This window comes from Bradyrhizobium sp. USDA 3262, from assembly GCF_054060035.1.
Map to the genome: position 1 here is coordinate 8,333,000 of NZ_JBSSCT010000001.1, position 23,235 is coordinate 8,356,234.

General features: G+C 59.8%; 20 protein-coding genes. 4 read left to right on the forward strand and 16 right to left on the reverse strand.

Features of this window, described 5'->3' with window-relative positions:
• Window positions 1–324 precede the first annotated feature (324 nt).
• A complete protein-coding gene (locus ACVWYP_RS39315; protein ID WP_028338394.1) occupies window positions 325–993 on the forward strand; it encodes an outer membrane protein in 669 nt (222 codons plus the stop codon).
• Window positions 994–1,272: 279 nt separating this feature from the next.
• Here the strand turns inward: ACVWYP_RS39315 and ACVWYP_RS39320 are convergent, their stop codons facing one another.
• A complete protein-coding gene (locus ACVWYP_RS39320) occupies window positions 1,273–1,488 on the reverse strand; it encodes a hypothetical protein (RefSeq protein WP_016844227.1) in 216 nt (71 codons plus the stop codon).
• 457 nt (window positions 1,489–1,945) lie between these two features.
• Between ACVWYP_RS39320 and ACVWYP_RS39325 the strand changes: the two genes are divergently transcribed.
• Window positions 1,946–2,182 (forward strand): hypothetical protein, encoded by a 237-nt coding sequence (locus tag ACVWYP_RS39325; RefSeq protein WP_304497084.1) that lies wholly within the window; start codon window positions 1,946–1,948, stop codon window positions 2,180–2,182.
• A 907-nt stretch (window positions 2,183–3,089) separates the two neighbouring features.
• Here ACVWYP_RS39325 and ACVWYP_RS39330 read toward each other — a convergent pair.
• The 11 genes from ACVWYP_RS39330 to ACVWYP_RS39380 form a co-directional block, all read right to left on the reverse strand.
• Window positions 3,090–4,634 carry a glycine betaine ABC transporter substrate-binding protein gene (locus ACVWYP_RS39330; protein ID WP_439711222.1) on the reverse strand — a complete coding sequence of 515 codons (1,545 nt, stop codon included), beginning with the start codon at window positions 4,632–4,634 and terminating at the stop codon, window positions 3,090–3,092.
• A gap of 40 nt (window positions 4,635–4,674) precedes the next feature.
• The gene (locus ACVWYP_RS39335; RefSeq protein WP_304497086.1) at window positions 4,675–5,502 is read right to left on the reverse strand and encodes an ATP-binding cassette domain-containing protein; all 828 of its coding nucleotides are present in this window, start codon (window positions 5,500–5,502) and stop codon (window positions 4,675–4,677) included.
• Window positions 5,503–5,626: 124 nt separating this feature from the next.
• Window positions 5,627–6,565 carry a class I SAM-dependent methyltransferase gene (locus ACVWYP_RS39340; RefSeq protein ID WP_304497087.1) on the reverse strand — a complete coding sequence of 313 codons (939 nt, stop codon included), beginning with the start codon at window positions 6,563–6,565 and terminating at the stop codon, window positions 5,627–5,629.
• A 790-nt stretch (window positions 6,566–7,355) separates the two neighbouring features.
• Window positions 7,356–8,420 (reverse strand): transporter substrate-binding domain-containing protein, encoded by a 1,065-nt coding sequence (locus ACVWYP_RS39345; protein ID WP_304497088.1) that lies wholly within the window; start codon window positions 8,418–8,420, stop codon window positions 7,356–7,358.
• A 527-nt stretch (window positions 8,421–8,947) separates the two neighbouring features.
• Window positions 8,948–10,090 (reverse strand): acyl-CoA dehydrogenase family protein, encoded by a 1,143-nt coding sequence (locus tag ACVWYP_RS39350; RefSeq protein WP_304497089.1) that lies wholly within the window; start codon window positions 10,088–10,090, stop codon window positions 8,948–8,950.
• A 35-nt stretch (window positions 10,091–10,125) separates the two neighbouring features.
• Window positions 10,126–10,884, reverse strand: coding sequence for an enoyl-CoA hydratase/isomerase family protein (locus ACVWYP_RS39355; RefSeq protein ID WP_304497090.1), 759 nt, complete (start codon window positions 10,882–10,884; stop codon window positions 10,126–10,128).
• A gap of 26 nt (window positions 10,885–10,910) precedes the next feature.
• The gene (locus ACVWYP_RS39360; RefSeq protein ID WP_304497091.1) at window positions 10,911–11,615 is read right to left on the reverse strand and encodes an ABC transporter ATP-binding protein; all 705 of its coding nucleotides are present in this window, start codon (window positions 11,613–11,615) and stop codon (window positions 10,911–10,913) included.
• A complete protein-coding gene (locus ACVWYP_RS39365) occupies window positions 11,608–12,378 on the reverse strand; it encodes an ABC transporter ATP-binding protein (protein WP_304497092.1) in 771 nt (256 codons plus the stop codon). Before ACVWYP_RS39365 ends, ACVWYP_RS39360 begins: the two co-directional genes overlap by 8 nt.
• Complete coding sequence (locus tag ACVWYP_RS39370; RefSeq protein ID WP_304497093.1) at window positions 12,368–13,306, reverse strand: branched-chain amino acid ABC transporter permease; 939 nt, start codon at window positions 13,304–13,306, stop codon at window positions 12,368–12,370. Before ACVWYP_RS39370 ends, ACVWYP_RS39365 begins: the two co-directional genes overlap by 11 nt.
• Window positions 13,303–14,163, reverse strand: coding sequence for a branched-chain amino acid ABC transporter permease (locus ACVWYP_RS39375; RefSeq protein ID WP_304497094.1), 861 nt, complete (start codon window positions 14,161–14,163; stop codon window positions 13,303–13,305). Before ACVWYP_RS39375 ends, ACVWYP_RS39370 begins: the two co-directional genes overlap by 4 nt.
• 90 nt (window positions 14,164–14,253) lie before the next feature.
• Window positions 14,254–15,432, reverse strand: coding sequence for an ABC transporter substrate-binding protein (locus ACVWYP_RS39380; RefSeq protein ID WP_304497095.1), 1,179 nt, complete (start codon window positions 15,430–15,432; stop codon window positions 14,254–14,256).
• Window positions 15,433–15,669: 237 nt separating this feature from the next.
• On the opposite strand from ACVWYP_RS39380, the gene ACVWYP_RS39385 reads away from it, so the two are divergent.
• Window positions 15,670–16,353: a GntR family transcriptional regulator gene (locus tag ACVWYP_RS39385; RefSeq protein ID WP_453945872.1), complete on the forward strand. Its 684-nt coding sequence runs from the start codon at window positions 15,670–15,672 to the stop codon at window positions 16,351–16,353.
• 36 nt (window positions 16,354–16,389) lie between these two features.
• Here ACVWYP_RS39385 and ACVWYP_RS39390 read toward each other — a convergent pair whose 3' ends face one another.
• The 4 genes from ACVWYP_RS39390 to ACVWYP_RS39405 are packed head-to-tail and all read right to left on the reverse strand — an operon-like array spanning window position 16,390 to window position 20,037.
• Entirely contained in the window at window positions 16,390–17,991 is a 1,602-nt protein-coding gene (locus ACVWYP_RS39390; protein WP_304497096.1) for an acyl CoA:acetate/3-ketoacid CoA transferase, read from the reverse strand.
• Window positions 17,988–18,218: a hypothetical protein gene (locus ACVWYP_RS39395; RefSeq protein ID WP_456684284.1), complete on the reverse strand. Its 231-nt coding sequence runs from the start codon at window positions 18,216–18,218 to the stop codon at window positions 17,988–17,990. Before ACVWYP_RS39395 ends, ACVWYP_RS39390 begins: the two co-directional genes overlap by 4 nt.
• Window positions 18,208–18,732, reverse strand: a complete 525-nt coding sequence (locus ACVWYP_RS39400; RefSeq protein ID WP_456684285.1) for an enoyl-CoA hydratase/isomerase family protein — start codon at window positions 18,730–18,732, stop codon at window positions 18,208–18,210. Before ACVWYP_RS39400 ends, ACVWYP_RS39395 begins: the two co-directional genes overlap by 11 nt.
• 15 nt (window positions 18,733–18,747) lie before the next feature.
• Window positions 18,748–20,037 (reverse strand): FAD-dependent oxidoreductase, encoded by a 1,290-nt coding sequence (locus ACVWYP_RS39405; RefSeq protein ID WP_304500393.1) that lies wholly within the window; start codon window positions 20,035–20,037, stop codon window positions 18,748–18,750.
• A gap of 839 nt (window positions 20,038–20,876) precedes the next feature.
• Between ACVWYP_RS39405 and ACVWYP_RS39410 the strand changes: the two genes are divergently transcribed.
• The gene (locus ACVWYP_RS39410; protein WP_304497098.1) at window positions 20,877–22,574 is read left to right on the forward strand and encodes a site-specific integrase; all 1,698 of its coding nucleotides are present in this window, start codon (window positions 20,877–20,879) and stop codon (window positions 22,572–22,574) included.
• Window positions 22,575–23,235 lie beyond the last annotated feature (661 nt).

Here is a 23,235-nt window from a genome sequence, read left to right on the forward strand (position 1 = left end):
CGTCTGCGGCAGTCGTGACTCTCCCTTTTGGCTCGACAGGCACTGCAGGCCCGCGCTTGGTTCTCAGTCGTTCTAGAGGGCTCGCCCGAGTTCCATGCGAAGACAACGATCTATCCACCCTCGCGCTGCGCCGGGATGTGATCGGTAACGCATCACCTGCGTTACGAAAGTTCCAAACTCGCCCAACGCCAATCGTCCTCGCACCCGCCGTTAGCGGCCCGCGTTTGGCACCGCCTGTTGCAGCCAAGTTACAGCAATTCCGCACGTGTCTGATAGGCGATGAACTTGGGGCAGGGCCAGTACAAGAAAGTTGGAATGCAAAACATGAAGAAAATTCTGCTCGTCACCGCCAGCATGATCGCGCTCGGCGCGGTCGCGCCCGCTTCCGCGGCTGATCTCGCGCCTCAGCCCTACACCAAGGCTCCGCCCTATGTTGCTCCGACTCCGATCTACAACTGGACCGGATTCTATATCGGTGGTCACGTCGGTGGTGCGTTCGGTGGCAACGACAACGTCCTCGCCCCCGGCTTCGGCGGTGGCAATGACGGTGTGTTCATGGGCGGCGTTCAGGCTGGCTATGATTACCAGTTCGCGCCGAGCTGGGTGATGGGTCTTGAAGCCAACTATAGTTTTCTGGACACAAGTTCGAGCTTCGCCAATCGCGGCCTTGGTTCGGTAACCGGCCGCCTCGGCTACACCTGGGGTCCGGCGCTGCTTTACGTCAAGGGCGGCTATGCCTGGGCTGACACGCGCTTCTCAAACGGCTTCGGCGGCGACGGCGGCAGTGACGGCTACACCGTCGGTGCCGGTCTCGAATACATGTTTACCCAGAACTGGTCGGGCAAGCTCGAATACCAGTACTATGACTTCGGCACCATCAACGTGCACGATAATGTCGGCGTTATCGGCAGCTTCCGCAACGACCAGCACACCATCAAGGCGGGCCTGAACTACAGGTTCAACCTGGGCGGACCGGCCGTCGCCAGGTACTGATCGCTCGCTTGACTCCAAGCGACATGAAAGCTCCGGGCCAAACATAGGCCCGGAGCTTTTTCGTTGGAGCGGTGGTTCCTCCGGGATTGGAAACCTCCTGCGCGGTGCATTGGCTGACGCGACGCCGTGAGGACCAATGTGGAGATTGCGGCGCGATAGACTGATCTGTGACGGTATGACGCACGACGATCAATGCGTGATGGAACTGCCCTCCAAGGGACGATGGCAGCTAACGCTGATCGGTTGATGGAGCGCGAACAGCAGGCCCGCTGCGGGGCTTCAGCGCCGATGCCTCATCTGTACAGCCTTCAGATAGTCGGCAACCTGCTCAGCCCAATCGGCGGGTGGGGCCACGCCGGTCACTTGCGGGCTGCGACCGCAGCCAACGCAGATCGGGTGGGTGTCGTGATCGCTCTCGAAGCTATAGGCATCCGCGCCGTCGGTAATCACGCACGGCGTCATGTCGGAGCGCTTGCGGTCGCAGCGGTTCATCATGGCCTCCGTTCCCCGGCGAGTGCTAGCCGACACACTTTGCGAGTCCAGTGCTGGATCATGAGTCGCCCACCACCGCCGAGGAGAATGCAAAGTGAGACGCATTCGATGGAACAGCAACACGCGTGAGTGTTTTGGTTGTTGATTGATTATGATGCAATCGTGACGATGGAACCGGTGCTGTTGGCACGGACTGCACATCCCATCACGAGGCGATTGTGATCTCATACGTGCATCGGATCGACCAAGCACGCGCATCGGCTCGGCCAATCCGAAATACTGGCAAAGGCGACTCCGGCGCGGCCCTCAGACAGCACGTCGGGGTCGTCGCTTGTGTCAACGGAGCTTGCGAGATGGACGACAGCCATGAAGTGTCATTGTCGGATATGCACGCGCGCGTGTTGACGCGGCGTTGCGGTGCTCAATAGCTTTGCCGGTTGGGGTGGCTTGATGCGCGGTGATGGCGATGTCGAGAATAGAAGTGAGCGCGGAAGAGAAGGAATTGATTCTAATGCTGCGCGAGTGGAAACGCGACGTGCGCGGATTTGGGTCGTCCGAGGTTTTGATTTCACGCCAGCATGGACGCGGATGGGAAATCAGGCTTGCGCTTAACGCGGATCAAATGTCGTCCATCGGATTGAGCTTCGGCTTGGCTTGGAATGCGCTCGCGGCAACACAGTTGGGTGCCGCACGATAGGCGCGGCGTGCGTTGTTCGCGAATTGTGATGCAACCATGGCAACGGCACTGGTTGTGTTGGCACAAAGTGCATTTCCGTCTTGAGCCGAGTGTGGTCTGATCACCGCTCGGATCAGCCGAGCCCCACAGCGCATCAAACTCGGATAGTCCGAAACACTGGCGAAGACGGCTCCGACGTCGAACCCCTCAGACTCACGTCGGAGCTGTCGAAAAATGGTGGCGCCAATGAAAAATCGAACTGGCACCGAATGGGCCATCATCGCCGCTGAATGCAGGCTCGCAGTGGTCGCGGTGGCAATCTTGCTGATCGCGCTACACCCGGAAGTTGGCTGATTGCGACTCGCGCGGCTGTTTAGACGCAGTCACCGCAGCGCCATTCCAGGAGCGACCACGCGGTCGGCGAACCTACAGCGTCTCGAACATGCTTCAACGAGCAACCGTAGACGGAGATTCAGGAGTTGCGCTTTCGGCCGCGTCGTTCGACTGTTCCGCGGCGACGACGGAACGAATCTCGTCAATCCGTCGACAAGCGCGGATCGCACACTCTCTCAACTCATCGATCGATTGCGTTTCTGCCCGTGTCTTTTCTATCGCTTCGATTTGCGAATTGAGGGCTGCAAGTTCTGCCTGGAGCAGCTCCAGTAGCGATTGGTTGGAACCGACCGCTCTCTCCACCCTTTTTGCCCGCATTGTCATCCCCAAATACGGTTGTACGTTCGTGACAACGATTCGTGGCGCCATTATGAATCCGAATGGCTTCGCGTCACCGCCAAAACGGTGCCGACGGAGTTCGACCGTTCGTTCATTGCAAGACGTGCAGTTTCGTTCGGGTCCTTGAGCACGACTCATCTGCGAAGGTCGAACCTCGAACGCAGACGTCCTTGATCGTGTTCGTATGTTTATCCGTTTATCGCGACTGCAAATGCACGGCCTTTGCCAAGGCTCGCGCCGCCTCTGCCGGAGAAGCCTTGTCGGTATCGCCGTCGACCATGAGGTTAGCGGCGCGCATCGCCTCAACGGGAACCGAGCCGACAAGCGGAACGAGTGCCCGCTTCAGCCGCGCATCGGCTGCGCGCTTTGGCGCAACGAGAATCAGCGCATCATAGGAAGGGATCGCATGCTTCGGGTCAGCCAGCACGAGAAGATCAAGCGCCGCGATACGCCCGTCGCTGGAGAACGCGGAGATGACATCGGCCTCGCCGGATTCGAGAGCATGATACATCATCGTTGGATTGAACGAGCGTCGCGTTCCGAACGACAGACCATAGGCATCCTTAAGCGAGCGCCATTCCGGTCGTCCCAGGAACTCAAGGTCATCGCCGATGGTGAGTTGAGGTGCAACACGAGCAAGATCGGCAAGCGACGTGACGTTTAGTGCATGCGCTCTTTCTCGTTTCATCGCGAGCACGTAGGCATTTTCGAAACCAAGCGCGCCAAGTACCGTGACGCCCTGCTCTGCTTTCATCCAGCGGACGATCTCCGCCTGCATCTCCTCGCGCGGTGGCGTGTCGGTGCGGCCGATGACGTTGCGCCAGAGCGTGCCGGAGTAATCGACGTAAGCATCAATGTCGTTGTGAGCCAGCGCGCGAAAGGCGATAGCCGAGCCGAGCCCATCCTTACGCGTAACGCCGACTCCCTCGGCCTTCAGGCGGTCACCCATCAGGTCCGCCAGAATGAACTGTTCGGAGAAGCTCTTCGCGCCGATGACATAGGTTGCTGCTTCGTTCGAGAGCAGCGGCGCGAGACCGGCGAGCGTGCCGAGAGCAAGCCCGGCGATACCGAGCGCCACACGCTTCCTGCTGCGTTCGGACGCTCCTGTCTCGACAAGACCGAGACAGAAGTCGGTGATCAGAGCAAGCCCGGCGGCGGCGATGCAGCCGAACAGCACGGAAATCCAGTTCTCCGTTTGCAATCCCGTAAAAATGTAATTGCCAAGGCTGGTTTGGCCGACGGGCGTGGAAAGCGTGGCTGCCCCAATCGTCCATACAGCTGCAGTCCGCACTCCAGCCATGATGACCGGCGTGGCGAGCGGCGCCTTGACGCGTGTCAGAATCTGCTGAGGCGTCATACCGACGCCCTCTGCCGCTTCGACGACAGCAGGGTTGATGCCATTCAAGCCAACCACACTGTTGCGCAAGATCGGAAGCATGGCATAGAGCGTCAATGCAATCAGCGTCGGCAAGAATCCTAGCGCGGGGATGCCAAAGCCGAACAGCCGTGCCGTCAATGTCGAGAGCGCAAGGAGCAACGGATAGAACAGTGCGAGCAACGCAAGTCCCGGTATGGTCTGGATCAAGCTCGCGATGGCAAGCACCAGCCTGCGTAGCCATGGTCGATCCGCTGCGAGGGCAGCCAGCGGCAGGCTGACGAGCAGTCCAAGCGCCAGCGCCGTGGCGCAAAGTACAATATGTGGCGTGAGATAGGTGGGAAGCAGGCGCCAGGCGTCGAACAAAGCGTCCAATCGGGCACTGGAAAGCAGCTCTGCGCCGGCATCAGGCACGGACAGGTCCGTTCCTGGTCGCAAGTGCGGCGATACGTTCCGCTTGACGTCGCGGCACTTCCATTAAGGCGGTAACGTCCGGATCGTCAGACCCGGAGCCTATCATCAAGGCGTGCGGCGTATCGTCGGCGAGTATGCGGCCATTCTTCATGACGACGATTCGATCAGCCATCAGCGCGGCCTCCTGGATGTCATGGGTAACCATCAGCGTCGTCATGCCGAACCGGTCGTGCAGCTCGCGGTAGGAAGAACCCAGGCTGTCGCGGGTGACAGGATCGAGCGCGCCCAACGGCTCGTCCATCAGAACAATGCGCGGTCGGGCGGCGATTGCACGCGCGACTCCAATCCGTTGGCGCTGACCTCCGGACAGCATGTGCGGAAAGCGGCTGGCGTAATCCTGCGGCAAGTCCACCATATCCAGCATCTCGGCCACCCGCGCTTCGATCGCCTTCGCCTGCCAACCACGCAACCTGAGTGTTACGGCAATGTTGTCGGCAACGCGCATATGCGGAAACAAACCGATACCCTGAAAGACATAGCCGATGCTCCGCCGCAGCATCGGCGGCTCGGCTTCGCTTACAGGCACTCCGTCGATCCTGACTTCTCCAACGTCAGGATCGACCAGTCGATTGATGGTCTTCAGCAGCGTGGTCTTGCCGGATCCCGAGCCGCCCACGAGCGCAACCAGTGAACCCTGCTGCACGTCGAGCGATACGTTGGAAACAGCAACATTCCGCCCTCCATCGTAGGATTTTGATACAGCATCGATCTTGATATACGGCACGGAAGCAGACGGATTCGAAATCGGCGAAGCTGTCATGAGCAAGGCCTCCCTGTAGACTGCTGAACTGGCGGAAAGTAACCATGCAGGAGTCGGCGCATGATCCACTTGGGTGCACAGGTCCCTGGGTCACACCCACGCCCATCTTGGGAAAGCGAGCCCGTCACGGCTCCAACGCGACCTGCAAGCCGTCGTCGCCGTCAATATGAACGTAACGGGGTCCGATCGGACGCCCCCTGCCGCTGGCAACAGTGACAATGTCTTTCAGGGGAGCGGCGCGCGCATCCGCCTCAGGGCGTGACAACATCAGATCGGCGTGAAACAGCCCTTCCGACTCAAGACCGGTAGCATCGACGCCAAGAGCCGCCAGGCTGGCCAAGCAACTTTCAAACTCTTCGGCATCGCGAAAACGACGCTGGATGAAAGTCGCGCCGGTAAGACGTTCTGTCACGAGGCCACGCTTCTCGAACGTCGCGGCTAGCGAATCGAACGGGAACATCCGCAGCACGAACGAAATGATCCATGGACGCTTCTCTGTCGCATCGAGAATCTTGCTGAACGTCTTCTCGGTGACGTAGCCGATGCACCCCGTCGACATGATGACATCCGCGGATCGGATAAGATCCGCGCTGTCCGCCGAGAGCGCCTCCGTTTCAAGATCAGCGACGATGCCCTGCTCAAGCAGACCGACACCCGTTGCATACCTTATCGCCGGCGCCGATACATCGAGACCGATAAATCGCGCGAGGCCGACATCCGGCCAAGCCGCATAAAAATTGCGATCGAGACGCACCAATGTCTCAGAACCGATCGCCCTCATCTCGCGTCGAGCGTAGCGATGGCGCAAGCCCCCGAAAGTCAGTGGAAACCGATGCACCGCTGCGTTGATTCCGTATGAACAGCCAACATCAAGCACGGTCGGCTTGACGCCGGTTTCCGAAACCTTCGCTGCCAGAATTTGGCGCACAACCGGCTCAGCCACGTCCGGGATCATGTAATCCAAATCTCCGAGGACAGAGAAATATGCCCTGGGATCATCCAGGGCATAAATATCATCGAAGACGGCCTTGGACTGATTGATGCGCGAAAAATGTGTTTGCAACCCGGTCTCCTATTTCAACTTACAAGCCACTCGACGGCTGCTGCGTTCAAGTGCTTGATGCCTTATTGCAGAGATTGACCGGCGCACAAACCCGTTGCGCTTTTTTCAACCTCGCCTCGTGGAACTGCGCTGAGCACTGATGTGCACGCGCGTGTAACGCGGCCTCCTTTTCGAGACCATCGCCTGTTGGGGCGGCTTGATGTGCGGTCAGGATGATGTCGAAAATGCCAGTTGCTCTGGCAGAGAAAAGAATCAACTCCAATGCTGCACGAATGAAAGCGTGCGGGCAACCGGCCTCGATAGTCGACAATGCAGGTCAGGCACGGACGTGGCAGTTGGGAAATCACGCTCACGTTGCGTGCCCGGTGGCGCCAGCGCAGCACCGGAGAACATTTCGCAGAAGCATGGAATGCACTCGCGACGGCATAGTTGCCGACAACAGGTTGAGACCGCGCCAATAGTAAGGCCGCTCAGATGGGAAGGATTGGCCGCGTAGTTGGCCGATGGATCGAACCTGGCCTACGGACGGACAAGGTGCGCTGGAGCAGTTCCTCGGCAACGGCAACTCACGCACGTGGTTTGGGGGCCATGTTAGAAAATGCGCCAAGCCGCCACGCCGAGGATGAATGAAGCTTGAAGCTGATTTGGTGGAACAGCAACTCGCGCATGCGCACAGGGCTATTGACGGTTTGCATCGCTCGCGAGGCCTATGTGCGGAACTTTGTCGGTTCCATTCCCGCCGATGAGGCTCTGACAGCCTTGAACGGACTGGGCTCCTCGCACGGTATCGTCAGCGAGATTGAGCGTTACCAAGGGTCTCGAACACCGTCTGCTGCCACCAATCACCTTCGATTTGATCAAGTACGGCGAGATCTAGCATCGGCCGCAAGGCGCTGTCTTTGGGCAGTACGATCGCATAGCTCTCGCTGCTGAAGCTGGTATCGACGACGCGAGCCGAGGCCGAGAAGTCGCTTCGAACCATCCAGGTCAGCAACGGCTTGTCATGAACAAAGGCATCGATTGTCCCACGCCCCAGCGCGGAGAGGCCGCCTTGGATGTCCGGAAACGTTCGAAACGAAAGCCGCTGACGAGCGAGGTAGTCGGTCGTCGCGGAGTTCGCGACCGCGCCGACGCGCACGGAGCGCAGGTCGTTGAAGCCGTGAACGGCGCCCTCGAGCCCTCTGCGCGTCAGGGTGGAGGTGATACCGGCGGTGAACACCGCAATCGCGATCACGGAAGCGATCATCCATCCCATTGCGACGATCCTTCCGGGGAGCGTTGTCGGAGCATTCTGAGCGGCCCCGGCTTGCGTCATGGCGATGGTCGACCACCAGAAGCTCGAGCCGAGTCCCTTGGCGCCGCCACCGAAGTGCTCCGTTTTTCGCCGTTCCAGCATCCAGATCAGGAATCCGACCGCCATTGCGAAACCAAGCAGCACCGCGACGGCCTGGAAGAATCCGAAAGAGAGAAGCGCCCGTCCGATCGCGACCCAGGGGTTTTCGTTGACCGGTACAGCAACGCCGAGCCCGGTGTTGTAAAACGGCTGTGTAAAATCGACCTTGCGCGCACGCTCGGCGGTCACTGTAACCGCCGCGACGCCAACATCGAATCTGCCGTTTGCGACGCCGTCCAGCAAATCCGGCACGCTCTGGGTTTCGACCAGGCGAAAACGCAGGTGTGCCTGATCGGCGATCCTTTTCCAGAGCGCGATGCTGATACCGCTCCAGCTCCCATCCGGCTGCTTGATCGCAAATGGTGGGGCCTCCTTGGTCGCCACGACCAATTCCTTGTCAGGCGGCGCGGCGGCTTGGGCGTGAAGGGCGCCGCAGCCGAACGCGAGCACCGCCAGCGCCAAGATGCATGACCAGACCGGTCGAATCGACGTCCACTTGCGCTGCGAGATTGGATCTCCCCGCCTGGCGCTGTGGGCAGACATCTCACACGACACCTCCCCCCTCAAATAGCGGTCGTGCAGAGCTGCCGGGAAAGCCTCGAATGAACTCATTGCTCACCTTGACGCATAGCGGGATTGCCGACCAGCGCACCGCTACTCCCTTTGGCATTTCGTCACACGCCTGTCCGTCAAAACAATGGCGAAGGAGTTCTCGGCCGCCACGGCGGCCGGACACTGCAACGGAGAGAACCGGGCGCTCTGGCAGCGTCGCCTTGAACACCTCCTCCCGAAGACGAAAAGAAAAGGCAAGGTGCGCAGGCCACATCCGTCCCTGCCCTATGAGGAGCTGTCGGCACTCCTGGCCCAGCTGACGCCCAAAACGTGCATCAGCGCGCGGATGCTTGAGACCTGCATTTTGACCTGCGCCAGACTCCGTTGTGGCAACGGTGCCCTGCCGCTCCGGATGGAAGCACTGAGAAAGATATCCGCTATGCGGTGAGCTCACGCGCAATGACCAGCCGCTGGATCTCGCTGGTACCCTCGAGGATACGCAGCACCCTGGCCTCGCCTGGGAGGCTCGACACGTCGAATTCCTCGAATGCGCCGTATCCACCGTGCACCTGCAGAGCGATATCTGCAACTTCGCCCGCCATTTCCGTTGCGAAGAGCTTGGCCATCGACGTTTCCAACCGAAATGGCCGATCGGCGTCAGCCAGACACGCAGCGTTCCGGATCATCAGCTCGGCTGCGTGGATCTTCGTCAGTGCGTCCGCGAGCGGAAAGGTCAGCCCTTGGTGCTGGAAGATCGGCGTGCCCCCAACCTGACGACCGGAGCCGTACACCTTCGCAAGATCGATCGCCTTGCGCGCCAGTCCAAGACCCGTTGCCGCGACGAGGATCCGTCCGATACTCAGCGTCGTCAGGATTTGCCTCAAGCCGTCGCCGCGATTTCCGACCATATTCGCTTTGGGAACTCGACAGTCGTCGAGAAAGAGTTCTACGGAGTCAGCGACACGCCAGCCAATTTTGCGGCTCGCTTTTCCGACCCGGAAGCCAGGTGTGCCGACCGGCACCACGAATGTGGACAATCCCTTCGCTCCCAATTCAGGGTCCGTAACGGCCACGAACGTCGTAATGCCGTGGAGCGGAGTGCCAGCATTGGTGGAAAACACCTTGGAGCCACTCAAGACGAAAGAATCACCGTCCTCCACGGCACGCATTTTTACGCTCGCGACGTCCGACCCACCACTCGGCTCCGTGACACCGAATGACGCGATAAAGTCACCGCGACACAGCGGCTCAAGCCATTTGCTCTTTAAGTCATCCGATCCATAGCGAGCGATAACCGTCATGGGAGCGCTATTGCACAGGAAGATGGCGGCAAAGCCGGGCTCTGCGCGAGCGAGCGTCTCGGCCACAATGGCGGCTCCGCGTGTACCGAGCCCTCCACCGCCAAAAGCCGGGTCATACGCCGTGCCCATGAAGCCAAGCGCAAGAAATTCCTTCACGAGTTCGGTTGGAAACTCATGCCTGTCGGCGAAGGGCTTGATCCTGGGTCGCAGTGCGCCTGCGGTAAATTGCTCGAGACTGCCTTTTACCAAAGCTTCGTCTTCATTGAGATCCAAGAGCATTGGACCGCTCCTCTTGTCGGTGAGCCGGATGTAGTTTAGCGATGTCTGAATTTCTCGAGCGTCGCTTGAGCGGACGTCTCCCGGCAGTTCTCGAGAAATAGACGATTTGCTTCGAAATCCATCGTTTCAGCGTCTTCCATGAGGTAGTTCGAGAAGAAGCGCTTCGTCGCGCGAACAGCGGGACGTGGTAGTTGCGCGAGCTTTTCCGCAATCGCAATCGCTCTCGTCAGCGCTTCGCCGTCATCGCAGCAGTAGTCGACGATGCCGATGGCGCGCGCATCCTCGGAGTTGAGCGCTTCGAGACAAAAGCAGAGAAGGCGCGCCTTGACGAGCCCGACACGGGCGACCAAGGACCTGATTCCCCATGGGGTCAGCCAACCGTGGGGCACCTCCGGAAGACTAAAGAGCGACGAACGCCCCGCTACGACCACATCGCAAGAGGTCGCCAGCGTCAGTCCTCCTCCAATTGCGAACTTCTCGACAGCCGCGACGACGGGCTTTGCCAAATATCCCAGCAAACGGCCAAGATCGCCGCACTCTTGCTCGAACCGTCCCATTGCTTCGAGCTCGAGTCGGCTGATGAACTTCAAATCGCTTCCGGCGCAAAACCCCGGAGCGGTACCCGCTAGAACGATGGCGCCCACGTCGTCGTTGCGATCGAGCTCCAACAAAGCGGCTTTAACTCCGTCGACAAGAGATCGGTCCATTGAATTCCGCCGGGCCGACCGCTGTAACGTGATGATCGCGACGCCGTTACGTTTCTCGACGCTTACCGTCGTCTCTTCGTTACTCATTCGGCTCCACCTGGCACTGCATTGGGTTATGCGCTCAGATACATCTGCTTGACTTCCGTCGTTTCGGACAATTCCTTCGCATTTCCCGAGGTCACGATCCGACCGGATTGCAGCACGTAGGCGCGGTCAGCACAGCCCAGGGCCATCATGGCGTTTTGCTCGGCGAGGAGGATCGTCAGTCCTTCGTGCGCGAGATTTCGCACGATCCGCCCCAGTTCCTCGATAATGATCGGTGCAAGACCGAGGGTCGGCTCATCCAGCAGCATCAGCGTGGGTCGAGACATCAGCCCTCGTCCGATCGCAAGCATCTGCTGCTCTCCGCCCGACATCGAGCCCGCTTTCTGATCCCGTCGCTCGCGGAGACGCGGAAACATCGAGAATATTCGCTCCAGGTCGGCGCCTGCGTGATCGCGATCGGCTCGGTGATAGGCGCCGATGATCAGGTTTTCCTGGACCGAGAGCTTGGTGAATATCTGGCGTCCCTCCGGCACGAGAACGAGGCCGGCCCTCACACGGTCTACGGTGGAGGATTCCGTGATGTCTTTTCCAGCGAGATGGATCGTGCCGCGATCGGACGTCTTCAACCCCGCTAGTGTTCGCAGCGTCGTCGATTTGCCGGCGGCATTAGGACCGATCAAAGTGACCACTTCGCCCTTCTCCAGCTTGAAGGATACCTCCCTGATAACCTTCTGCTTGCCGTAACTGACGCTGAGGTTCGATACATCAAGCATGCTTTTTGCCCAGGTAGGCCGCGACAACGGATTCGTCGGCGAGAACGTCGGAGGTCTTTCCGGAGGCAATGACCGCGCCGTGGTGGAGCGCGATCGAACGGTCCGCAAGCCGGCCCAGAAAGCCGACCTTGTGGTCGATAATGCACAGCGTGACGCCGTGGGATTTGAGGTCCCTGAGAACCGCGTCGAGATTCGCGATCTCCTCATGACCTAGGCCGGAGGCCGGTTCATCAAGGAGCAGAAGCTCTGGCTCGCAAAGCATACCCATTGCAACGCCGAGCATCTTCTCGCCACCATAGGACAGCGCAGCGGCTTGTTCGTTCCTCTGGCTGGAGAGCCGGCAAAGCGCGAGGACTTGGTCGATCTTCTGCTCCAGCAGACGATCCAAACCGACGGGCATGCCTCCGATCAGCGTCCGCAAGCGACCGATTCCCAGCTCGCGCTTGACGTGCAGGTGACATGCGATGCGCATGTGTTCGACGACCGTCAGCTCTGGAAAGAGCTGCGGATTCTGAAAGGTCTTGACCAACCCTTGCTGAGCGACCTCGAACGGCGACAGGGTGCTGATATCGTTCCCTTTCCAGAGAATCACGCCGCTGGTTGGCTTCAGGATCCCGGCGATCAGACTCAGAGTCGTGGTCTTTCCGGAGCCGTTGGGTCCAAATATCCCGATGATTTCCCCACGCTCGATGCCGAACGCTACGTTGGACACGGCGGTGAGGCCGCCGAAGCGCTTGGTGAGGCTTTTTACGTCAAGCAGCATGTTTTCTGCTCGTAAGTAGGCCGACGATACCCTTCGGCATCGCCAGGATCACGAAGATGAGGATGGAGCCGTACAGAGCGATGCGAAGCTCGGCGCTGAGCTCGATCACGTGCGGCAAGGCCGTAAGCACGAGGGCGCCGACAACGGGGCCGATCAGGGAATTGACGCCTCCCAGCAGGACCATCGCGATGATGTCGAGTCCGAGCGAGATCGAGAGGAAATGCGGCTCGACGAACCCTGCGTAGAAGCCGTAGAAAGCGCCAACCAGCCCGGCAAGGCCACTGCCGATTGCGAAGCCGAGCAACTTGTACTTGAAGACGTCGATGCCCAGCGTTTCGCCCAACTGGTCGTTCAGTCGGATGGCGGCAAGACAACGTCCGATCCAGGACTTCAGGACACGGCTGCACACACCGTATACGACCACCAGCAGAGCCAGCGTCAGGTAGTACCAAGCAACCCCGCCCGCAATCGCAAACGTGCCAGATGGCGTCCAGATCTTCGGCGTATCGACGATCGTAATGCCGAGTGAGCCGTTCGTGACGCTGTTCCAGTTCAATGTGATCAAACGCAGCACTTCGGAAAATGCCAGGGTGACGACGGCGAAATAGAACTCTTTGAGCTTGAAGCGGAAGCAGATCGTTCCGACGATAAGAGACAGGATCACGACAATGGCCAGTGCGGGGGCGATCGCCAGCCAGAAGTTCCAGCCGAACGTAGTCACCAGGATGGTGACCACGTAGGCGGAAACGCCGAAGGACGCGGCGTGAAACATGGAGAGCTGGCCGGTGAATCCGAAGATCAAATTGAAACTGACCGCCAGCGACGCCGCCATGAAGCCGTAGATCGCAATGGCGAGCACCGAGTCGCTGTGAACGAAGGCCGGAACGGCAAGAGCGAGCAGCAGCCCGACTGAAATTGCGTACTTCACGACCGATCTCCAAACAGGCCGCCCGGACGGACGAGAAGGATCAAGATGAGGAATACGAGACCGTAAGCGTCCCTGAAAGCCGACGAAAAAAACACCGATCCGATGTTCTCGCTGATGCCGAGAATGATACCGCCGCCCAATGCGCCGAGCACGCTGCCGACGCCGGCGAGAATGGCGGCCTCGACCGCCTTGAGAACGTAAGCCGATCCGATCGTTGGCTCGATCGAATACATGCTCGCGTACAGACCTCCACCGAGACCCGCCAGCGCCGTCGAATAGACCACGACGATCGTCTGGAGCCTTCCCGTGCGGATGCCCATAAGAGCTGCGGCTTCGGGATTCTGTGCGTAGGCGAATGCCGCGCGCCCCAACCACGTCCGCGTCAAGGCGAGATATGTGCCGAGGATCACAGCCAGGAATACCGCGGCGACCGCGACCTTGATCTTCGGCAGAACGATGCCGGCTACCTTGAGGGCGCCAGGAAGCACGTAAGTCAGATCTTTGGGCGTGGTCGTGAAGGCCGCAAGGACCAAGGCCTCGAAGACCGAAATCATGCCGATCGACACCAGCAGACCGTTGACCAGGTTGCCGCGAGTGAAACGAAACAGGGCAAGATCCGAAACGTAGCCGAAGATGCTCACGACCGCGACGGCACCAATGACGGCCACGGGGTACGGGAAACCCACGACGTCGTAGAGATACCAGGTCGCGTAGGCGCCAAGCATCATGAACGCGCCGAGCGCGAAATTCACCACGCCGGTCAGGCCGAATGTGAGCGTTACGCCCAGCGCTATGATGCCGTAGAGCGTACCCACGATTACGCCATTCAGCAATTGTCCGATGACTAGCTGCGTCATTGATCGAAGGTCCGCGGGAAGCGCATTTCGTGACGCCTTCCCGAGTGGAGAGAGAGCGCTCCGGCTCCGCCGGAGCGCGACGAACGAGCCTTACTCTTTGGTCGGGTCGTAAGGCACTCTCTCGATGGCACCACCCTTGCGCACGTGGACGACATCGAACCCGAACACGGCCTCTCCGGTCTTGTCGTATTTGATTCTCCACATGCCCTCGTGGGTCATGCTCATCAGGGCAGCACGGATCTTTGCCACGTCGTCGACGGTGCCTGCCTTCTGCATGGCCTCCACGAGCATGTAGACATGGTCGTAACAAGATGAGGAGCAGAGCGGTGCTTGATCGTAGGGAAATTCGCGCTTGAACAGCTTCTGATAGCTTTCGATAAAGGCACGGACCTTCGGCTCGGTCTTCTCGGCACCCTCGAAGTACTTCGGAACGTATGCGATATAGTCTTCGATCGCGTCCTTGTTCTTCAGCGCCGGCCCGATGGAGCCACGAACGAGAAAGAAGCGATTGCCGAAACCGGATTCGGTCGACTGCCTCACGATATCGTAGAGGACGGCATCCGAATAACCCGGGAAGAGAATGTCCGGCTTGCCGGCCGCGAGCTTCGCGAGCACCGCGCTGAAGTCCTTCGTGCCGGGCTCGAACAATTCGACCTGCAGTTCAATTCCGGCATCCTTGAACAGCGCGCTATAGATATCGACGGCGGTCTTGCCGAAGGCGTCGTTCTGGAAAAGCATCGCCACCTTCCTGGTATTGAGCTTCTTCAAATAGTCCACCATCAGCTTGCCGAAACCCGCTGACCCCGCGTCCCAGTTCCAGGTTCGCAGCAGATAGTCATGATCGGGCTTGCCAAGCGCTGCGTGTGCCGACGTCGCGCCGGCGAACAGCAGGAACTTGCCGTTGTTCTGATTGGCTATCGGCTCGATGGCGTTGAAGACATTGGTCAGAAACGGCCCGAAGACGAAGTGGACTTTTTCTTCCATCATCTTGCGGAACTGTACGGTCGCCTCGCGGGGCTCGCCGCGCGTATCGACCTGCTGCAGTTCGAGCTTGTAAGTCCTGTCGCCGACCTTGAAGCCGCCCTTCGCGTTGATTTCCTCGACCGCAACCTTGGTACCCTGCGCCGACATCCAGCCGTAGGTAGCGGTTGCGCCGGTCAGGGCCTCGATCTGCCCGATCTTGACGACATCTTCGGCCTTGGCCGCCGGTCCGAAAAGCAGTCCGGAAGCGATGCCCCCGGCAATCAGGGCCCCTTTCCAGCAAGACATGAATATCCTCCCTCGGCGTCGTTGCGCTTGTGTTGTACTAGTAATATCTTACAAAAGTTTCGTCAACACATCATTGCGTTTTCCCGGATGATGGCCGCTCAGCCCCGGGAGGGGTCGATTTAGGTGTGCGCATTGTGTGAGATGCGCTCGTGCTGCGCTTGTCCCGAACGTCGCAGCGAGGATATTCGTAAGAGACACCCACATCGCGCCTTGCGCGCGCTAAGAGCTTGGCGTCCAATGGCGAAAAAGGTCGGAGTACTTTCCCCTCCCGAGTCTCAGGCCGACACGGCTCACCGACGGCTCGAGGAGATGATCGTGACACTGCAGCTGCCGCCCGGCAGTCACTGGTCTGAGGAGGGATTGGCAGAGGAGATCGGCATCGGCCGCACACCGGTGCGCGAAGCGGTGAAGCGCCTTCAGGCGGACCGTCTCGTGACCATTTTGCCCCGGCACGGCTTGATGATCACCGAGATAAATGTTCATGAGCAGTTGTTGGCGATCGAGCTGCGGCGCGAACTCGAGATTTTCATTTCGATAAGGGCGGCTCGCCGCATCCTTGCAAGCGACCGAGAGCGCCTTCTCGCTGCTGCCGACGAAATCGAAGGCGCGGGCAAGCACGGCAACCTCGAAAAATACTTGCGTGAGGTCTTTAAGGCGAACGGTCTTATCGCGGCGGCTGCCGGCAACCCATTCGCAACCCGCTCAATCTCGCCGCTTCACGCGATGTCGCGGAGATTCTACTACAGGTACGAAAGCGACCTGCAGAACCTCGGCGCAATGGGCGTCCTTCATGCGGCGCGAGCACGCGCGGTTTCGCGGCATGACGAGCAAGGTGCACTCGTTGCCGTTACCGCTCTGATGGAGCAGATCGAAAATTACACACGACAGATATTCGAGATCAGCGTCGGGTCGGGCAGATGATCGGAATTCCCGGTCTCGTCGAGACCGGGGAACTTCTTAACCGGCTTGTCCCCGAACCGCGCTTGTCTGACCGGGATCGACGAAGAAGCTTGCATCCATCAGCTTCAGTTCGTCTGCGACTTGCCAGGGGGCGAACTCCATCTGCTCGAGCACATCGCGCCGAACGTCGATACCTGGCGCCACTTCCGTCAGCACCAGTCCCTCCGGAGCAACTTCGAATACCGCTCGCTCGGTGATCACCAGGGCGGTTTGGCCGCGCTTGACGCCGTCGGTAACCGCGTAAGTGATGTGCTCCACCTGCTTCGCGAACTTGCGAACCTTACCTTCCTTGACGATGCTGAGTTTCCCGCCGTCGAAACCGACATCGAGCCCACCAGTGGTGAAGGTTCCGGTAAAGACCAGACGCTTGGCGCTTTGCGCGATGTCGATAAAGCCGCCCGCGCCCGGATTGGCGGCGCCGAACTTCGATACGTTGACTCGGCCGCGCTGGTCGAACTGAGCGAAGGCGAGTGCCGCAAAGTTGCACAACCCTCCATCAATGGCGTCGAACTGATAGACGCCGTCGAGGATAGCATCGGGATTCAGATTCGCGGAAAACTGCCATCCAGACATGACAATCCCGCCGTAGGATCCGTGCTCGGTGGTAAACCAATAGTCCTTGAGCTCGTCGCCGTGAAGCAGCCCCTGCTCCGCCATGACGAGCGGCACATCGGCCGCCGCTCCGAAGCCAAAAATGGAAAGTTCGCGTTTCCGCACTTCCTTCGCTGCCCGCGATGCGACGACCTTGTCGGCGGACGACGGGATCGGAGGGAGTTGAGACAGCGCCCTGCGCTCACCGCCGAAGTAGGCCGGGTCGAACTCGACGTCGGTCGTCATCATCATCTTGGGGTCGACGACGACTGCATCGACAAACATGCCTGGAATCCGGACCTCGGATGCGGCTCTCTGGCCGTGAGGCACGGCTCGCCGCACTTGCGCCACAACGCGGCCGCCATGGGCCTTGGCTGCCAGCACCAGCGCTATATTCGAAGACACAAGCGCCTCATTCTCGAAAGATAGATTTCCGAACTCGTCTGAGGTCGATGCGTAGATGAATACGGTGTCCAACTTCCATGCCGGATAAAATAGATACGGCTTTCCGTCGAATTCGATTTTTCTCACGAGATCGTCATGTGCTCTTTCCGTGAACCGGCCGCCGCCATTGTCGGGATCGATGTAGGTGCCGATCCCGATTTCGGTCATGTAACCTGGGCTGCGACGAGCTATCTCGCGGAGCCAATGCATCGTCGCTCCGATCGGCCAGGAGTAGGCTTCGATCCTGTTCTCACGGATGAGACGCATGAGTTCGGGTCGCTTTCCCGTCTTGGGGTCGACAGGATTGATGTATGAACCGCTCACCATGCGCTTCATCAATCCTTCCTGCGCTACGTGGTCCATGCCCTTGATGCCCTGAGCGTCGCCAGTCCCGACCGGGAAGTAGAAGGTCAAGTTTTTCGGGCTGCCTGTATTGCGGAATTTGTCGCCAAGGGCCTTCAAAAGAGTATCGGGCGTTACCCAACCGATCACACCCACGCAACCTACCGAGGATCCGTCCTGAATGGATGCAACTGCCGTCGCGGCATCAACGATTTTATTCACAACTTCACCGTAAAGCGTTCAAAGGTTTTTTGGGAACTTGGCGTTTCGCAGTTCGACGCGAACTCCCGGGACGAGACTTCGTCCAGGCGCTCGGCGTCCGCCATGATGAAGCGGTCGAAGAAGCGCTTCGTCGACGCGACGGCTTCGGGCGGCACTTTGGAAAGACCGATGGCAATCTCCGTTGCCAGAGAAAGCGCGGCGCCCGGCTCGGCGACGTCATCGACCAAGCCGATCCTCGCCGCCTCGATCGTGTCGATCGATGCCGCGCCCCACGTGAGACGGCGCGCCCGCACCCGGGCCGACCCGAGTCAGGAGTGCCGTAAGCCCCCACGGCGGCAGCCAGCCGTTCGGGGCTTCCGGCAGATGCCATCGTGCGTTCGACGCAGCGACCACGATGTCGCACGATGCCGCAAGGATCATTCCGCCTCCCAGAGCGTATCCTTCGACGGCCGCGATGACCGGCTTGGCGCGGTAGCCGATCGCGCGCGCGAACGTTGCGGTTTCGGCCTCGTGCTTGCACATATCCGCGATAGAGAGGCCTGCCAGCTCCTTGAGGTCGCTGCCGGCGCAGAATGCGGGCGGAGCGCCCGTCAGCACAACTGCGCTGATCGCGTCATTGCGCTCTGAATCGGCCAGGGCAGCGTTCAGATCCCGCATGAGCTGCGAACCCAACGCATTGCGGCGCTCCGCGCGATTGATGGTAACGATGGCGATCGGACCTTGATTGTCCAGCTTGATCATCTGTTCACGATCCTGTTAATCGAGGCGCGCGCCGTCGGCGTTCACCGCTGCCCTCACTTGCTGCCCGTCAATGTGCCTCGGCGCGATTCCGTCGCGCACCGCAATCACCGCTGCATGACCGATCGCATGACCGTAGGAGAAGCACTGAGCCGTGACGCGTGCTGAAGCGACTGCTTCGTGCTCGGCCGAGAGGCAGCGGCCGGCAACCAGCAGCCCCTCCCCGCGCTCCGGCACGAAGCATCCATACGGCACCTCGTAGTAGTCGTTCAGCAGCCACTCGACGCGAGGCTTGACGCCCGCGTGCAGCTCGATCGGCCAAGGCGAGACCGCAATGCCGTCCGATGACTTGGCGCCTTTGACGACATCTTCGTTTGAAAGCCTCTTTACACCAGAGACCTGACGGGTCTGGCGCACGCCGACCTGGACGCCCGTATCGTTCAGAAAGGCGGCTTCGCATCCCACGAGATTGTCGCGAAAGAAACGAGCGTATTCTCGCGCCTGAAGCCTTCCCTCGATTTCGGCGTCGGTAAAATCCTGATGGAAAAGCGTGTTGAGCTCACGCCCGTCCGGCCCGATCACACGCGTGCAATTACACAGCAACTCGTTGGGTCGGGTGGTGGGGAATAGCCAGATTTTGGCGCGCGGCAGCCGGTATTCACCCGCATTGTGCTTTGCGCGGATCATGTCGGATATCTTTTCCGGCATGATGGTGTCTGCACCGTATTCTGTGACGAAACGATCGACATCGACACCCATCATTCGAAAGATCATCGTCGGGTTCTGAACCCTGCCGTTGTCGCCAATGAAGCTGGGCAAGCCGGCCATTGCGACGACATCAGCATCTCCGCTCGCATCGACGACAACTTTGGCGCGCGCATCGAGGGGTCCTTGTTTCGTCCAGATGACCACCCCCCCGATCCTGTCGCCCTCCATGCTCACGTCGCTAGCGACAGCATGGAACACGACGCGTACTCCGGCTTCCCGCAGCATCGCGTCTGCTTCCTCGCGCCAAACCAAGGGGTCGTGGACCCGCGCCCAAGTCTTTCCGTAGAGCAGCGGATCGCCAAGCCCGCCTTTGGCTTCCAATCGGCGGCAAAATTCGTCGGCAAAACCAAAAACAACCTGCTTCGGCTTGGCGTTGATCGCTTCGGTCGCCTCGTACAGACCGCACACCGTGCCCGACAGCCCGGCCACAGCGCCGCCGCCGCAAAAGCCATACCGCTCCACGAGCGTGACTTTCAGACCCCTTCGAGCGGCGGTTACAGCGGCCGCAACTCCTGCGGCTCCCCCTCCGACGACGAGCACATCGCTATCGACACGGTTAGACCCACGGGCGTCCAATTGTGCTCTCCCTGTGATATCTTAGTGGTGTATTACAATTATTTCAATGCACGTTTGTTTGCAAGCGCCTTCGGGCAAAAAAATGCCCGCGATCGCGCGGCAGATTTGCGAGTGACAAAAGGCTAGCTGCTTGGAGGCGGCAGCGGCGACTGCGGGCTGGAGGCGACGAGAGGGGTGAAGTTGACTTGGCAGTCCCTGCGAACGACGCGACCGGCGTGCTCGCCACAGCGAGCGGTCGGCTCGTCAGGCACGGGATCAGGACACAGGCCATGCCGCAGCCGCTATTCGGTAGCGGCGAATGCCTGCGGCGCTGCGAGACTGCGGCAATCCGGCTGTTCAACAGAGGGTGCCGTCAATGCGACGATAGCGCGCGCATGTTCGGTTCTTACTGAGGTATCTCGTCCACTGACGATACAGTTTTCGCGATCACGGCGTCCGAAGCCGTGCCGTCAGGCGTAGCGCATCGCAGAAGATCGTAGTTTGGCGCAGAAAATCGTACGCATGGTAGCGGGGGAGGGACGCGCTGCCAGGTCCAAAACCGAAGCGAAATCCTGAGCTTTTCCAGCACGTTGTCCGGAATGTGGTAGCGGATTTGATGGTGTTACATCCCACGGGAATGTCTCACCCGGCCCGCCCCCCGGAAAGGCCTACGCGTGGCTCGTCCTTCCTACCTCGCCCGGCGCGGCGATGGACGCTATTTCCTGCAGATTCGGCTGGGGAAACAGGCCGCTCAGCTCTTTGGGCTCCCCCTCCTTCGTGTCAGCCTCAGGACCGGGAATTTTGATGAGGCTAGGCGGCGGCTGATGGACAATCTCGGATGGGCGCAGGAGCTGATCGCGGCTCCCGACCTGGAGGCGTTGGGGACCATCCTCGATGCGCGGCTGCACGCCTATGTCGAGCATGGCGTGCCGGCGAACGAGCGGCTGCTGGCCGAGCGCTGCGCGTTCGAACATGAGGTCAGGCGCTATCTCGGCCGGGCGCAGGACCGCGGCTATGCCTACCCGCAGCGTTTCCCTCGGATGCCGAGCACCTGGGTCGACTTCGTCAACCAGAACAAGGCGGCCGAAAGCGAGATCGCCCGCCTAAACGTTCGGCGTGCCTATGAAAACGGCCGGCATGACGCGGCCGAGGCGGTCAAGGAAGGCTGGACGGCGCCCGCCGCCCCGGCGGTCGCACAACCGTTCGATCCCATCGCGATGATCGATCGCCTCGTGCAGGACGCAGTCGCCCAAAGGCTTCCGTTGCTTCCGGCGCAGAAGGTGGGCTCGATCTCGCCGGTCTCCGAGCCCGCGGTATGTGCCCCCACCGGGGAGGCCGCCGAAGACAATTCCTGCCGGATGTCCGACGTGCTCGCGGAATTTCTCAAACCGCTGGACCGCAAGCGGAAACACACCGCGAAGGGCCGCGGAGAAGCTGAACCCGTCATCCAGTTCGCCATCGATTTCCTGGACAACCCGCGGATGGATGAACTGACCGATGCCAAATGGAAGCAACTCGACGAGGCGCTGCCGGATATCCCCAATCGCGATAACATTCCACGCCGGTTCGCGAAGACGCTTTTCCAGCGCTACAAATATGCGGAAGAGACGAAGTGGTCGCAGCTCGAGCGCGTGACGACCACCACCATCAAGAGCCGGTACTGGGCCGGGCTCTATAAGTTCGTCGACTTCGCCATCGCGGAAAAGCATTACTGCGGACCGCGTCCCAAGTTCGTGTGCATCGATCCCGAAAATTTGGCGCCGCTGCCGCGCGATGCCTTCGACGATGACGAGCTGCTGACGCTGTTGCGCCTGCCGCTCTTCACCGGCTGCAAGAATCGCGTGCACGTCTGGCAGCCCGGCCGGTACTTCGTGCAATCGCACATCTACTGGGGTTTCTTGATCTGCATCCTCACCGGCATGAGGCCCGGCGAGGTCGGCCAGCTCAAATGCGCCGATATCCGAACCGATGGCGAGTTCTACTATTTCGACTTGCGCCCGTTCGATGCTCGCCATGGCCGCGTCGCGGTGAAGGATCTGCGCAATCTGAAGACGAACGCTGCCGGGCGGGTCATTCCGATCCATCCGCTTCTCATCGAGTTGGGGCTGCTGGATCGAATGCAGGATCTGATGGACAAGCAAGAGGAACGGCTCTTCCCGGAATGGGACGCCTATACTCGCAAAGACGGTACGATCCGCTGGTCGCAGCCGCTGAGCAAGGCATGGCAGTACGTGAAGACGAAACTGAAACTCAATCGCGCGGACCTTACCCTCTATTCGACGCGGCACCTCATGGCCGATTGGCTCGACAATGATGCGATCGCACAACGCACGCGCGACCGCATTCTCGGACATGCCAGCGACGTTCGAGGGCGGTATGGCCGCAAAGGCATTCTTGATCCGCAGATCGCGGCGAAGATCGAAGCCCTAGAACCGCAGGTGATCAAGCAGATGAGGGAGATCTTGCTCGCCGCCAAAAACCGAGCCGATGCCGGCGAGCTCACAATGCTGAAGACGTACTGAGTCAGAGTTCGTTGGACTGTTCTGAATGGCGCGCCACTCAGAACAAAACTGCGAACTCGTATGTAATTGAAATTACTGTGTAATTCAGCCATACATTGCTTAAGGGTTGAGCCTATCTTCAATAGGACAAGCGCGCCGGCTGGAAGGACATTGGGCCAAGAGAAAGCGAGTGGCCTCAAGTGCCGTCATGCAGCCGAGACCGGCGTGACAGCCTGCCGATAGACGCCGCCCCCCACGTCGCCAGCCGCAAAGAGGCCTGGCCTGAGCGTCGCAAATCGCTGAGAGCTACGCTCGCCTGCGCTGATGATCGGAGGAACGAGAATACGTTTTGCTCCTTCAAACAGGTTTTTTGCGCTCGAGCGCATTGGTGGCGCGCCGCAACGGCTCTAGGTAAACTGGCGATATTGACGATCGTCGAGAGCGGGAGACAAGGCAATGATACGGGATGAGAAGCTCCAACGGATCATCGAACGCGCTATTCAATCAGCTTTCGTTGATTTTCCAGACGCGGGAAACGGGACGGTGTGGCCGAAAACTTACAAAGAGCCCAACGAATGCAAGACTATCGCAACAGCCGTCCTCGCCGCTCTCGAAAGTGCAGGCTACAGAATTTCGCTCGATGCAAACTGAGGCATCAAGGTAAGCCACCTAAGCCTCGATC

What these genes read in the sequence shown, in the direction of transcription:
- ACVWYP_RS39315 (WP_028338394.1), top strand. Translation starts at nt 325, where the DNA reads ATGAAGAAAATTCTGCTCGTCACCGCCAGCATGATCGCGCTCGGCGCG.
- ACVWYP_RS39320 (WP_016844227.1), bottom strand. Translation starts at nt 1,488, where the DNA reads ATGATGAACCGCTGCGACCGCAAGCGCTCCGACATGACGCCGTGCGTG.
- ACVWYP_RS39325 (WP_304497084.1), top strand. Translation starts at nt 1,946, where the DNA reads ATGGCGATGTCGAGAATAGAAGTGAGCGCGGAAGAGAAGGAATTGATT.
- ACVWYP_RS39335 (WP_304497086.1), bottom strand. Translation starts at nt 5,502, where the DNA reads ATGACAGCTTCGCCGATTTCGAATCCGTCTGCTTCCGTGCCGTATATC.
- ACVWYP_RS39350 (WP_304497089.1), bottom strand. Translation starts at nt 10,090, where the DNA reads ATGCTCTTGGATCTCAATGAAGACGAAGCTTTGGTAAAAGGCAGTCTC.
- ACVWYP_RS39355 (WP_304497090.1), bottom strand. Translation starts at nt 10,884, where the DNA reads ATGAGTAACGAAGAGACGACGGTAAGCGTCGAGAAACGTAACGGCGTC.
- ACVWYP_RS39360 (WP_304497091.1), bottom strand. Translation starts at nt 11,615, where the DNA reads ATGCTTGATGTATCGAACCTCAGCGTCAGTTACGGCAAGCAGAAGGTT.
- ACVWYP_RS39365 (WP_304497092.1), bottom strand. Translation starts at nt 12,378, where the DNA reads ATGCTGCTTGACGTAAAAAGCCTCACCAAGCGCTTCGGCGGCCTCACC.
- ACVWYP_RS39375 (WP_304497094.1), bottom strand. Translation starts at nt 14,163, where the DNA reads ATGACGCAGCTAGTCATCGGACAATTGCTGAATGGCGTAATCGTGGGT.
- ACVWYP_RS39380 (WP_304497095.1), bottom strand. Translation starts at nt 15,432, where the DNA reads ATGTCTTGCTGGAAAGGGGCCCTGATTGCCGGGGGCATCGCTTCCGGA.
- ACVWYP_RS39385 (WP_453945872.1), top strand. Translation starts at nt 15,670, where the DNA reads ATGGCGAAAAAGGTCGGAGTACTTTCCCCTCCCGAGTCTCAGGCCGAC.
- ACVWYP_RS39400 (WP_456684285.1), bottom strand. Translation starts at nt 18,732, where the DNA reads ATGATCAAGCTGGACAATCAAGGTCCGATCGCCATCGTTACCATCAAT.
- ACVWYP_RS39410 (WP_304497098.1), top strand. Translation starts at nt 20,877, where the DNA reads ATGGACAATCTCGGATGGGCGCAGGAGCTGATCGCGGCTCCCGACCTG.